Annotated in this window: 12 protein-coding genes; 10 read left to right on the plus strand and 2 right to left on the minus strand. The window is 64.6% G+C overall.

What is annotated here, in order from left to right; genetic code table 11:
• Positions 1–13 precede the first annotated feature (13 nt).
• Both PE058_RS04290 and rph read right to left on the minus strand, forming a co-directional pair.
• On the minus strand, positions 14–442 hold the full coding sequence (locus PE058_RS04290) for a DUF1772 domain-containing protein (RefSeq protein ID WP_020084128.1): 429 nt from the start codon (positions 440–442) through the stop codon (positions 14–16).
• 52 nt (positions 443–494) lie between these two features.
• A complete protein-coding gene (gene rph, locus PE058_RS04295) occupies positions 495–1208 on the minus strand; it encodes a ribonuclease PH (RefSeq protein WP_020084129.1) in 714 nt (237 codons plus the stop codon).
• A 253-nt stretch (positions 1209–1461) separates the two neighbouring features.
• Here rph and hrcA point away from each other — a divergent pair, with 253 nt between their 5' ends.
• The 10 genes from hrcA (at position 1462) to PE058_RS04345 (ending at position 11819) form a co-directional block, all read left to right on the plus strand.
• Positions 1462–2535: a heat-inducible transcriptional repressor HrcA gene (hrcA, locus tag PE058_RS04300; RefSeq protein WP_020084130.1), complete on the plus strand. Its 1074-nt coding sequence runs from the start codon at positions 1462–1464 to the stop codon at positions 2533–2535.
• A gap of 111 nt (positions 2536–2646) precedes the next feature.
• The gene (gene grpE / locus PE058_RS04305; RefSeq protein WP_020084131.1) at positions 2647–3312 is read left to right on the plus strand and encodes a nucleotide exchange factor GrpE; all 666 of its coding nucleotides are present in this window, start codon (positions 2647–2649) and stop codon (positions 3310–3312) included.
• A gap of 487 nt (positions 3313–3799) precedes the next feature.
• Positions 3800–5719 carry a molecular chaperone DnaK gene (gene dnaK, locus PE058_RS04310; protein WP_020084132.1) on the plus strand — a complete coding sequence of 640 codons (1920 nt, stop codon included), beginning with the start codon at positions 3800–3802 and terminating at the stop codon, positions 5717–5719.
• A 350-nt stretch (positions 5720–6069) separates the two neighbouring features.
• A complete protein-coding gene (gene dnaJ / locus PE058_RS04315) occupies positions 6070–7224 on the plus strand; it encodes a molecular chaperone DnaJ (protein ID WP_020084133.1) in 1155 nt (384 codons plus the stop codon).
• 97 nt (positions 7225–7321) lie between these two features.
• Positions 7322–7912: an NADPH-dependent FMN reductase gene (locus tag PE058_RS04320; protein WP_020084134.1), complete on the plus strand. Its 591-nt coding sequence runs from the start codon at positions 7322–7324 to the stop codon at positions 7910–7912.
• Between the two features lie 3 nt (positions 7913–7915).
• Positions 7916–8653, plus strand: coding sequence for an orotidine-5'-phosphate decarboxylase (pyrF, locus tag PE058_RS04325; protein WP_020084135.1), 738 nt, complete (start codon positions 7916–7918; stop codon positions 8651–8653).
• 54 nt (positions 8654–8707) lie between these two features.
• Positions 8708–8995, plus strand: coding sequence for a DUF1330 domain-containing protein (locus tag PE058_RS04330; RefSeq protein ID WP_020084136.1), 288 nt, complete (start codon positions 8708–8710; stop codon positions 8993–8995).
• An 87-nt stretch (positions 8996–9082) separates the two neighbouring features.
• On the plus strand, positions 9083–9238 hold the full coding sequence (locus PE058_RS04335) for a hypothetical protein (protein ID WP_020084137.1): 156 nt from the start codon (positions 9083–9085) through the stop codon (positions 9236–9238).
• 294 nt (positions 9239–9532) lie between these two features.
• Positions 9533–10258, plus strand: a complete 726-nt coding sequence (gene trmD, locus PE058_RS04340) for a tRNA (guanosine(37)-N1)-methyltransferase TrmD (RefSeq protein WP_020084138.1) — start codon at positions 9533–9535, stop codon at positions 10256–10258.
• A 220-nt stretch (positions 10259–10478) separates the two neighbouring features.
• Positions 10479–11819: a globin-coupled sensor protein gene (locus PE058_RS04345; RefSeq protein WP_271029971.1), complete on the plus strand. Its 1341-nt coding sequence runs from the start codon at positions 10479–10481 to the stop codon at positions 11817–11819.
• Positions 11820–11835 lie beyond the last annotated feature (16 nt).

Genomic DNA, 11835 nt, shown 5'->3' on the forward strand with positions numbered 1-11835 from the left:
GGCTGAGGAGGGGCTAGTTGAGCGCCCACAGGAATATCACGGTCGACAGGGCGCCGAGTGCGGTCCGGATGGCGTGGAGACCGCCCCACTTCTCAATGAGTGCGCGCGTGTCGGGGCCGGCCGATCCGGAGGGCGTGGCGAGCAGCCGGGTGTTGGTCGGCATGATGGCGATGAGGGTGAACGGCCAGTTGGCAATGATGACGAGGCCGCCTGCGATCCAGCGCCAATCGCCGGTGGTCCACCAGGCCGAGAGCGCGAGAAGGAAGCCGATCACGGCGAGCGGTGCCTGCATGGCGAAGCCGCGCTTGTAGCTGGGTTTCCATTCCGCCAGCAGGGCGCGGTCATCGAGCTGAAGGCGAGCCGGTTGCTCGGCGAAGTTGATGTAGACGGCCGCGCCGGTGAAGACGGCGGCCGTGACGAGAGCCAAGTGCCCAGCGAGCATGGCGTGCTCCTGTTCTCAGGCGGTCGGCAGCAGGCCTTGGTTCAAGACGCCGTCAGGCCACCGTGAGCTTCTGCAACTCGACCAACTCGGCGATGCCCTTGCGGGCGAGCACCATCAACTGGTCGAAGCTTTCCTGGCTGAAGGCGACCGTCTCGGCCGTGCCCTGCACCTCGACGATGCCGCCGGCCCCGGTCATGACGAAGTTCGAATCCGCGTCCGCGGCCGAGTCCTCAGCATAATCCAGATCGAGGACGGGCGCGCCTTTGTAGAGGCCCGCGGAGACGGCGGCGACGTGGTCGCGCAGGACCCCGTCCTTGACCATGTCCCGCAGCTTCATCCACTGGATGCAGTCGTGGAGCGCGACCCAGGCGCCGGTTATGGCGGCAGTGCGCGTGCCGCCGTCGGCCTGGATGACGTCGCAGTCGATGGAGATCTGGCGCTCACCGAGCTTGGGGAGGTCCACGACGGCGCGAAGGGCGCGGCCGATCAGGCGCTGGATCTCCTGGGTGCGTCCGGACTGGTTGCCGACCGCGGCCTCGCGGCGGGTGCGCTCGCTGGTGGCGCGGGGCAGCATGCCGTATTCGGCCGTGACCCAGCCTCGCCCCTGGCCCTTGAGCCACGGTGGAATGCGCTCCTCGAGGCTCGCGGTGCACAGCACATGGGTGTTGCCGAACTTGATGAGGCAGGACCCTTCGGCGTGCATGGACACCGCGCGCTCGAGGGAGACGCGGCGAAGCTCGCCTGGCTGGCGTTTGGAGGGGCGCATGGGATCTCGATTCTCTATGGAGGATCAGGGGCGCGCAGGCGCCCTCACCCCTCGTATCCTGGTAATTCGCGCGACCCTACGGGAGGGCTCAGTCCGGATCAACCTCCAATTCCGGGCCTGCTCGCCGGTCCGGGGGCTCTCTTTCCGACGTGCACGCTCAACTTAGCGGCGGGTGTTCGCGGGGGTGAACTTGGTCTTGCATTGACGAGCAGCCTCGCCATTTTTTAGGGTCTCCCGCGACGGCCGACGCCGCATGACCGGTAACTCGATGTCCGACCCTCAATCCGAAATCAAAAAGCTCAGTGAACGCTCGCGCACGATCCTTCGCGAGATCGTGGACAGCTATCTGGCGACGGGCGAGCCCGTCGGCTCGCGCAACCTGTCGCGCGTGCTGCCGATGGCCCTTTCGCCCGCGTCGATCCGTAACGTGATGAGCGACCTCGAGCACGCGGGCCTCATCTATGCGCCGCACACCTCGGCCGGGCGGCTGCCGACGCAATCCGGGCTCAGGATGTTCGTCGACGGCCTCTTGGAGGTCGGCGACCTCAGCGAGGAGGAGCGGCGGAAAATCGAGGCGCAGATCGCCGTCAAGCGCACCAAGTCGCTGGACCAGGTGCTGATGGAAGCCGGCGAGATGATCTCCGGCCTTTCCCATTGCGCGGGCGTGGTGCTCGCGGAGAAGCAGGTCGCGCGGCTGAAGCACATCGATTTCGTGCCGATCGAGCCGACCAAGGCGCTCGTCATCCTCGTTGACGAAGACCAAAACGTCGAGAACCGGTTGATCGACATTCCGGCCGGGCTTCCGCCCTCGGCGCTCACGGAGGCTGCGAACTATCTCAATGCGCACATCCGCGGGCTCACCATTCCCGAGGCGCGCGCCTCGATGGAGGCGGAGCTGGGTCAGGCGCGGGCCGAGCTCGACAAGCTGACGCAGAAGGTGATCAAGGCGGGGCTCGCCGAGTGGTCAGGCACGCTGGACGATCGCAAGAGCCTGATCGTGCGCGGACAGGCCAATCTGCTCAAGGATCTGACCGCGATCGAGGACTTGGCGCGGATTCGACAGCTTTTCGACGATCTCGAAACCAAGCGGGACCTGTCGCAGATCCTGGGGCTCGCGGAACATGCCGACGGCGTGCGCATTTTTATCGGCTCGGAGAACAAGCTGTTCTCGCTTTCCGGCTCGTCGCTGATCGTCGCGCCGTTCCACGACGGAGACCGCAAAGTTGTCGGCGTTTTGGGTGTTATTGGCCCGACGCGGCTCAACTATGCCCGTATCATTCCGATGGTTGACTATACGGCGCGGCTGGTTAGCCGCGTGCTGGCTTGATTTTTCCTGGTTGGCGGCTGATATCGGGCGCACGTGTGCGCCTTCGGTGGCCGTTCGATCGGCCGCACCCGAGACGGCGTTCAACCCAGTTCGCATCGACGCGGAGATGTCATGGCTGACGAGACGACGAATCCCAATGCAGCAAGTGGTGCGGGCGAAGCTCCCTCCGATGCGCCTGCCAACGCGGCCGAGGAGGTGCTGCGGCTCGGAGCGGAGGTCGATACCCTCAAGGGACAGGTTTCGGATCTGACCGACCGCCTTCTGAGGGCGCATGCGGAGATGGACAACGTCCGCAAGCGCCTCGAGCGCGAGCGTGAGGAAACCGCGAAGTATGCGATCACCAAGTTTGCCCGCGACGTGGTGAACGTCGCCGATAACTTCGAGCGCGCCATCCAAGCGGTGCCCGCCGGCGCGGCCGATCAGGACGCCGCGCTCAAGGCGCTGGTCGAGGGCGTCAGCATGACGGAGCGCGAGTTCCTCAACGTGCTCGAGCGCAATGGCGTTCGCCGCATCACCCCCAAGGGGGAGCCGTTCAACCCGCACCAGCATCAGGCGATGATGGAGATGCAGAACGCGGACGTGGCCCCCGGCACGATCCTCGAAGTCTACCAGTCGGGCTACGTGATCGAGGATCGCGTGCTCCGTCCGGCCATGGTGGTCGTGGCAAAAGGAGGATCGAAGCCTTCCAAGGCCCCGGCCGCGGAGGGGGCGGACGAGGCCGGCGGCGGAGACGCGCCCGCGTCCGAGGCCTCGCCGGGGAGCGACACCTCGGTCTGAGGGCGCGCTCTCACGTCAGGGCGCGCGGGCAGGGTACCGATCGGTAACACTTGATCAAGCATATCGAGTGAAAGCCGGCCGTCTCCCGCGCGCTGAATTTCATGCCGGATGCGGCGCTTGGTAGCGGCCGGTGCTCTGGGGTCGAATTGATGCCTCAGGCCGTTGTCTTCCAGCGATTTGCGCCGGCAACTGCAGGCATGGCGCCATTTGCCCCCGCGGGTTTCAGCGCCATGAGCGCCATTCCCGCAAAAGGCTTGCGCGAAGCGCCGTGAGGAGTGTTAAAGCAGTGGCCCCAAAATTGATGCTGCGACGGTGAGCGGTGCCCGTTGTGCGCCGAAAACCTCGCCCTATATAAGTTCGCATCATCAATTGTTCTCCTTGGGGACCGTATCCCAAGCCTCCAAATCCGGAGGCTAACGGACAAAACCGGGCGCCGGCCTAATTTGGGTCCGGACGGTCTGCCGCAACGAAGAGGAATTTCGGAGACATGGCAAAAGTCATCGGTATCGACCTCGGCACAACCAACTCGTGCGTCGCTGTCATGGATGGGGGCAAGCCCCGCGTGCTCGAGAATGCCGAAGGCGTGAATACGACGCCGTCCATCGTGGCCTTCGCGGACGATGGCGAGCGTCTTGTCGGCCTTCCGGCCAAGCGCCAGGCTGTCACCAATCCGACCAACACGTTCTTCGCGATCAAGCGCCTGATCGGCCGTCGCTACGACGATCCGATGGTCGAGAAGGACAAGAAGCTCGTTCCCTACACCATCGTGAAGGGTCCGGGCGGCGATGCCTGGGTGGAAGCCCACGGCAAGCAGTATTCGCCCCAGCAGATCTCTGCCTTCATTCTCCAGAAGATGAAGGAGACCGCGGAAGCCAAGCTCGGCGAGACCGTGACGCAGGCCGTGATCACGGTGCCTGCCTATTTCAACGACGCCCAGCGTCAGGCGACCAAGGATGCCGGCAGGATCGCCGGGCTCGAGGTGCTTCGCATCATCAACGAGCCGACGGCGGCTGCGCTTGCCTATGGCCTCGACAAGAAGACGGGCGCCAAGACGATCGCGGTCTACGATCTCGGCGGCGGTACGTTCGATATTTCGATCCTCGAGATCGGCGACGGCGTGTTCGAAGTGAAGAGCACGAACGGCGACACGTTCCTCGGCGGTGAAGACTTCGACATGAAGCTCGTCAGCTATCTCGCCGACGAGTTCAAGAAGGAGCAGGGCATCGACCTGCGCAACGACAAGCTTGCCCTGCAGCGCCTCAAGGAAGCTGCGGAGAAGGCCAAGATCGAGCTTTCCTCGTCGCAGCAGACCGAGATCAACCTGCCGTTCATCACGGCGGATGCTTCGGGTCCGAAGCATCTCACGATGAAGCTCACGCGCGCCAAGCTCGAGAGCCTCGTGGACGATCTCATCGTCAAGACGCGCGGCCCGTGTGAGCAGGCGCTCAAGGATGCCGGCCTCAAGGCTGCGGAGATCGACGAGGTCGTGCTCGTCGGCGGCATGACGCGCATGCCGAAGGTGCAGCAGGTGGTGAAGGAGCTGTTCGGCAAGGAGCCTCACAAGGGCGTCAACCCAGACGAGGTCGTGGCTGTCGGTGCGGCGATCCAGGGCGGCGTCCTCAAGGGCGAAGTCAAGGACGTGCTGTTGCTCGACGTGACGCCGCTGTCGCTCGGCATCGAGACGCTCGGTGGCGTGTTCACGCGCCTCATCGATCGCAACACCACCATCCCGACCAAGAAGAGCCAGGTGTTCTCGACGGCTGAGGATGGACAGAACGCCGTGACGATCCGCGTGAGCCAGGGCGAGCGCGAGATGGCTGCCGACAACAAGCTGCTCGGCCAGTTCGATCTCGTCGGCATTCCTCCGGCGCCGCGCGGCGTGCCGCAGGTCGAGGTCACGTTCGACATCGACGCGAACGGCATCGTGCACGTTTCGGCCAAGGACAAGGCAACCGGCAAGGAGCAGTCCATCCGGATCCAGGCTTCCGGCGGTCTCAGCGACGAAGAGATCCAGGGCATGGTGAAGGATGCCGAGGCCCATGCGGCCGAGGACAAGAAGCGGCGTGAGCTGGTCGAGGCCAAGAACCAGGCCGAGGCCCTGATCCACTCGACCGAGAAGGAGCTCACCGACAACGGCTCCAACCCGGCAGTTGCCGCGGTCAAGGCCGATGTCGAGAAGGCGGTCGAAGCCGCGAAGGAGGCTATTGCCTCCGACGATGCGGAGCGGATCAAGTCCGCCACCACGGCTCTGGCCCAGGTCGCCATGAAGATCGGCGAGGCCATCTACAGCGCCAAGGGCGGTGACGCCTCGGGCGCGGGTGAAGCCTCCGCGAAGGACAGCGCCGATGACAACGTCGTCGACGCCGACTTCGAAGAAGTGAAGGACGACAAGAAGAAGGCAGGCTAACGCCTGCTTGCGACCCCTTCTCTCCCCGCAGGGTCCGGAGCGGCGACGCTTCGGCCGGGCGGGGAGAGGCAGGGGTTTTTTGCAGGACGCAGAAGATCCCATTCTCGTCGTGTTCGAGTTGCGGCCCTCGCTGGCCGCAAATCCTTGCGCAGCCAAGCGTGGATTGTCGCTAATCCTTTGTTTTGGCGTGCCTCTTGAAGGAAAGCCGTTTCACTTTTTTCCTGGAGGCACCCGAGGCCCGTGTGGATTGGCGCTGCGTCCGGCTCGGAAGTGCTGCGGCAGGCGATGGGTGGGGCTTTCCGCGATAGTGCTTGCTTCCAGTCTTCGCCCGCCGGATAGAATGCCGCCCCATGGCCAAACGCGACTATTACGAAATTCTTGGTGTTCAGCGCACCGCGAGCGAGCAGGATCTCAAGTCCGCATTCCGTAAGCTCGCAAAGGACTGCCATCCCGACCGCAATCCCGGCGACAAGGATGCCGAGCAGCGTTTCAAGGAGCTCAACGAGGCCTATGAAGCGCTCAAGGATCCGCAGAAACGCGCGGCCTATGACAAGTTCGGCCATGCCGCGTTCGACCAGAGCATGGGCCGCGGCCATCCTGGCGGCGGTTTCGGGCCGGATTTCGCTTCGTCGATGTCGGACATCTTCGACGATCTGTTCGGCGAGTTCATGGGCGGGCGGCGTGGCGGCGGCGGGCAGCGGAACCGCTCCTCGCGCGAGCGTGGCGCCGACCTGCGCTACAACATGGAAATCACGCTCGAGGAGGCATTCGCCGGCAAGGCGGCCGAAATTCGCGTGCCGACCAGCATCTCCTGCGAAACATGCTCAGGAACGGGCGCCAAGGCCGGCACCAAGCCGTCGCCGTGCCCCACCTGCGGCGGCATGGGCAAAGTGCGCGCCAGCCAGGGCTTCTTCACCATCGAGCGGACGTGTCCGACCTGTGTGGGGCGCGGCGAGGTGATCGACGATCCGTGCCCGGCCTGCTCCGGTGCGGGGCGGGTCACGCGCGAGCGTACGCTGCAGGTCAATATTCCGGCTGGCGTCGAGGACGGCACGAAGGTCCGGCTCGTCGGTGACGGCGAAGCGGGGCTCAGGGGCGGGCCGCCCGGTGATCTCTATATTTTCCTCTCGCTCAAGCCGCACTCGTTCTTCCAGCGCGACGGGGCGGACCTCTTCTGCAAGGTGCCGATCTCGATGACGACGGCGGCGCTCGGCGGGCAGATCGAGGTGCCGACACTCGAAGGCGCGGCTAGCCGGGTGAAGATTCCCGAAGGCACCGAGAGCGGCAAGCAGTTCCGGCTCAAGGGCAAGGGTATGCCGGTGCTGCGCTCGAAGGTCGTGGGCGACATGTACATCCAGGTGGACGTGGAAACGCCGAAGAACCTGACGCGACGCCAGCGCGAGCTGCTCGAAGAGTTCGAGCAGGAGAGCCACAAGGGTACAAGCCCCGAGAGCGCCGGCTTCTTTGCGCGCGTGAAAGACTTTTTCGAAGGCAAAGGCGGCTAGATTTGTTCCGTTCAAGGTGGAAACATCCGGTTCCACCTGAGGCGGGGACAGGGCAAGCTCGCTCGCCGATGGGATTTGTCGCGATCAAGGAGACCCCATGAGCCTTTCCTCCACCAAGCTCCTCTTCTTCGCCGGCAGTGCGCGGGAAGCTTCCCACAACAAGCGCCTGGCGCGGCTGGGTGCGGAGATTGCGGAGGTGAATGGCATCGCCGCGACGTTTGCCGATCTCGGGGACTACCCGCTGCCGCTCTACGATGCGGACCTGCAGGCGATCGAGGGCATTCCGGACAACGCCCGGAAGCTCGAGGCGCTCATGAAGGTTCACACGGGCATTTTCATCGCGTGCCCGGAATACAACGCCTCGATCACACCGTTGCTCAAGAACTCGCTCGACTGGGTGAGCCGCGTGCGCATCGACGGCGAGGAGCCGATGGCCGTTTTCAAGACTCGTGTTTTTGCCCTGGGATCGGCTTCCCCCGGTGGCATGGGCGGTCTTCGTGGCGTAAATACTGTGCGGACCGTTCTCGAACTCGGTCTCAACGCGCTGGTGCTGCCGGATCAGTTCGCGGTTCCGAAGGCGGCTGAGGCGTTCGAGGACAACGGTCACCTCAAGAACAAGGAAGCGCAAGAGCGGTTCAAGCAGCTCATCCAGAAACTTGCGCGCGCGGCTCATGTCCTGCACGGCTGATCGATGACCCATACCTCGCCCCAAGACCATCTCATCGTTGCTCTCGACATGCCGACCGTCGAGGAGGCGCGCCGGCTCGTGGCCGTGCTCGGCGAGAGCGTGACCTTCTACAAGGTGGGCCTCGAGCTGCTGTTTGCGGGCGGGCTCGATCTCGCGCGCGATCTGAGGCGGCAAGGCAAGCGCGTGTTTCTCGACATGAAGCTGCTCGACATCGGCAACACGGTCGAGCGGGCCGTCGCCAATGCCACCGAGCTGGATGTGACGTTTCTCACGGTCCATGGGCACGACCTCAAGACGCTGAGGGCGGCCGTGTCGGGGCGTGGCGGGAGCGGGTTGAAACTGCTTGCGGTCACCGTGCTCACCAATCTGTCGGCAGACGATCTCGCCGAGCAGGGATCGCGCTTCTCACCCGCAGATCTCGTGCTGCGCCGCGCGGAACTCGCCTATGCCGCCGGCTTTGACGGGGTGATCGCGTCGGGACAGGAGGCCGCGCGGATTCGTGCGGCGACCGGGCCGAAATTCCTCATCGTCACGCCCGGCATTCGTCTGGTCGGCAGCACGACCGACGACCAGGAGCGCGTGATGACGCCGGATCATGCCATCGCGGCCGGCGCAAACCACATCGTGGTGGGGCGGCCGATCACGCAGGCGGACGATCCGAAGGCGGCTGCCGAAATGTTTCTGCACTACATCCGAGAGGCGTTGGCCCGTTCCCCGAACGGGGCCAAGGGCATCCATTAGACCCGCGCGCCCGACGACCATCCATCAAACGAATTCAGAAAAGAGGAACGAGCCATGGCCAAGGGATATGTGATCGCGCACGCCGTCGTGACGGATGCGGAGAAGTGGGGGCAGTACGTCGCGAAGTCGAAGGTCGCGCTCGACAAGTACGAGGGGCGGCCGATCGTGCGCGGCGGCAAGTGCCAGATCATCGAGGGCAACGGCACGCAGCGGAACGTGGTGCTCGAGTTTCCGAGCTACGAGCATGCCGTCGGCTACGCCACGAGCCCCGAGTACGCCGAGGCCAAGGCATTGCGCCAAGGTGCTGGTACAATCGATATTACTGTGGTTGAAGGCGTTTGAAGCCCAGGTTGTGCCTTGTACCCGCCAAATTCATCGTTCAGTACTTCTTTACTTTTCCGATCTTAGGGTTGGATAAAGAGGTGATGAATGGCCAAGCTTCTGTACACACTCGAGGATCATTTCGATGTGGTGGCTGTAGAGCGTAAGGGCCACCTTTCCGGTTTGCTGAGCCTTGTCCTCAGCCGCGTGTTCGCCATCGCTGGCGACGTCGTCCGGGCGAAAGTTCCTAACGGGTCCTACTAGGGCGCGATTGCGCGTCCGGGGTAGCCCGGGTTGCTTCAGGCTCCAGGCTTCGAAGCGATCACAGTCGGTTCCGTCGAACGCCGGTTCAGGGGCATCCCCTGGCCGGCGTTGGCATTTGTGGACCTTCGTTCGCCGACGGGTGATTCGCGTGAAACATCCGCTCGCGCAGGGCGCTCTCCGTCTGCGGTGTTTCTCTACCCGTGCCCGCGCTTCACGATGCCGGGGAATAGGGCGTGCGCTGGTCTTGGGAGGGGCGCTATAGTCGCGTTCATCCCTTTTCGAGACGGATCCTTCATGCCTCACATTCCGACCGCCGGGGACCGCACGCCGTGGCGGGCATCGGTGCTCACTCTCTTTCCTGAAATGTTTCCGGGACCGCTCGGCTTCTCGCTCGTGGGGCAGGCGCTGGAGGCGGGGCTCTGGTCGCTCGCGCTTCATCAGATCCGTGACTGCGGCATCGGGCGCCATCGTGCAGTGGACGATACGCCGACGGGAGGGGGCGCCGGAATGGTGATGCGGGCGGATGTGCTCGCCGCGGCCATCGACCAGGCGCGTAGCGTGGCGCCGGATCTGCCGCTGATCTACATGTCGCCGCGTGGGGCACCTTTCACACAGGCGCGTGCACGTGCGCTTTCGGAAGGGCCGGGCGTCATGCTGCTGGCCGGCCGTTTCGAAGGGATCGACGAGCGCGTGATCGAAGGGCGGGGGATCGAGGAGATCTCGATCGGCGACTATGTGCTCTCGGGCGGGGAGCTTGCGGCGATGACGCTTCTCGATGCGTGCGTGCGGCTCATCCCCGGCGTGCTGGGGGCGGCCGACAGCCTCACGCACGAGAGCTTCGAGGGCGGGCTGCTCGAATACCCTCAGTATACAAAGCCTCGCGAGTGGGAAGGGCGTGCGACGCCCGAGGTGCTGCTTTCCGGAGATCACGCGCGCATCGCGGCATGGCGGCGTGCGGAAGCCGAGCGGATCACGCGCGAGCGGCGGCCGGATCTTCTGGCGCGCAAGACGAAGACGTAGCGCACGAAGCTTTACGCGTCGATGCAGGGCGAGCCGGCCGAGGGGCGATTGCCACCTTGGGAGTATCCGTCAGCGCGCGTCTGATTTTTCGCTTGCGACAAATCGTGCGCGCGAGACTTTCTGACGTGCGGCGCGCCGAAATCCGACACGTCGCAAGCACCGCTTAACTCCTGCGCCCTAATGATTCCTACGAATGAAGGATTTTCACCGGGGGACGGGAATGAAGGGTCAGGTTTCGCTAAAGGGTCGGCTGGCGTTCAACCAGATCGACGAGAAAACCTGCGAGACGATTCGTCAGCACAAAGATTTCATCATGGCCGAGCTGCCGGCGATCCTCGACACGTTTTACGATCACGTCGGACGGTTCGAGGAAACGCTCAAGTTTTTCGGCTCGCGCGAGCACATGAAGGCGGCGAAGGCCGCTCAGATCCGTCACTGGGCGACGATCATGGACGGCCGCTTCGATGCCGCCTACGAGACTTCGATCCGGAGGATCGGAGAAACCCATCATCGTATCGGCCTCGATCCCTGCTGGTACATCGGCGGCTACAATGCCCTCATCTCGGGGTTATTGAAGGCGATTGCCGACAAGATGGCACCGGCTGCGAAGGGACTGTTCGGCCGGACCACGGGCGGCGGCGACGCGCGGACGGATCTGCAGATCGCCATCAACCGCGTGGCGCTGCTCGACATGGACTACGCCATCAGCGTCTACATCGAGGCGGGGCGGCGTGATCTGGGTGCGCTGGCATCTTCGGTCGTCGAGATGGCTTCCACCGTCGCGAGCACGACGAACCTGCTCGAAGGCGCGGCTGACCAGCTTTCCTCCTCCGCCAGGGCCTCGACCGATCGCACCACGGCGGTCGCTGCCGCTGCCGAGGAGGCCTCCACCAACGTGCGCGCCGTGGCGGCGGCCGCGGACGAGCTCTCTGCGTCGGTGCAGGAGATCGGCCGCCAGGTCGCGACGTCCACGGAGATGGCGAGCCGCGCCGTGCAGACCGTGACGGAGACGTCCAGCAAGGTGCGCGATCTTTCCGAGGCCGCCACGCAGATCGGGGCCGTGGTGGAGTTGATCAGCAGCATCGCGCGGCAGACGAACCTGCTGGCCCTCAACGCCACCATCGAAGCGGCGCGTGCCGGAGAAGCGGGCAAGGGATTTGCGGTGGTCGCGCAGGAGGTGAAATCGCTCGCCTCACAGACCGGCAAGGCGACGGCCGAGATCGGCGCGCAGATCAGCGCAATCCAGGCCGCAACGTCACATGCGGTGTCGTCGATCAACGCCATCACCGCGGTGATTTCCGACATGAGCACGGTCACCACGACCATTGCCTCGGCCGTGGAGCAGCAGGGCGCGGCCACGAGCGAGATCGCGCGCAACGTGCAAGAGGCCGCGCAGGGCACCGTCGAGGTGGCCGCGAACACCACCGGCCTGACGGACGCGGCGTCCTCGACCAAGGCCTCGGCCGAGCAGGTCGCGGTTTCGGCCAAGGACATCGCGGCGAAGGCCGCCGAGCTTCAGGAGCTGGCGGCCGGGTTCATCGGCAGGGCGAACGCCGCCTAAGGGCGTTTGCGGGCGG

The sequence above is a fragment of the Hyphomicrobium sp. DMF-1 genome (assembly GCF_027886585.1).
Taxonomy (GTDB): Bacteria; Pseudomonadota; Alphaproteobacteria; order Rhizobiales; family Hyphomicrobiaceae; genus Hyphomicrobium_C; species Hyphomicrobium_C zavarzinii.

Coding starts and splice junctions, on each gene's coding strand:
- rph (WP_020084129.1), bottom strand. CDS start 1,208: ATGCGCCCCTCCAAACGCCAGCCAGGCGAGCTTCGCCGCGTCTCCCTC.
- PE058_RS04290 (WP_020084128.1), bottom strand. CDS start 442: ATGCTCGCTGGGCACTTGGCTCTCGTCACGGCCGCCGTCTTCACCGGC.
- PE058_RS04345 (WP_271029971.1), top strand. CDS start 10,479: ATGAAGGGTCAGGTTTCGCTAAAGGGTCGGCTGGCGTTCAACCAGATC.
- pyrF (WP_020084135.1), top strand. CDS start 7,916: ATGACCCATACCTCGCCCCAAGACCATCTCATCGTTGCTCTCGACATG.
- grpE (WP_020084131.1), top strand. CDS start 2,647: ATGGCTGACGAGACGACGAATCCCAATGCAGCAAGTGGTGCGGGCGAA.
- PE058_RS04330 (WP_020084136.1), top strand. CDS start 8,708: ATGGCCAAGGGATATGTGATCGCGCACGCCGTCGTGACGGATGCGGAG.
- trmD (WP_020084138.1), top strand. CDS start 9,533: ATGCCTCACATTCCGACCGCCGGGGACCGCACGCCGTGGCGGGCATCG.
- PE058_RS04320 (WP_020084134.1), top strand. CDS start 7,322: ATGAGCCTTTCCTCCACCAAGCTCCTCTTCTTCGCCGGCAGTGCGCGG.
- dnaK (WP_020084132.1), top strand. CDS start 3,800: ATGGCAAAAGTCATCGGTATCGACCTCGGCACAACCAACTCGTGCGTC.
- hrcA (WP_020084130.1), top strand. CDS start 1,462: ATGACCGGTAACTCGATGTCCGACCCTCAATCCGAAATCAAAAAGCTC.
- PE058_RS04335 (WP_020084137.1), top strand. CDS start 9,083: ATGGCCAAGCTTCTGTACACACTCGAGGATCATTTCGATGTGGTGGCT.
- dnaJ (WP_020084133.1), top strand. CDS start 6,070: ATGGCCAAACGCGACTATTACGAAATTCTTGGTGTTCAGCGCACCGCG.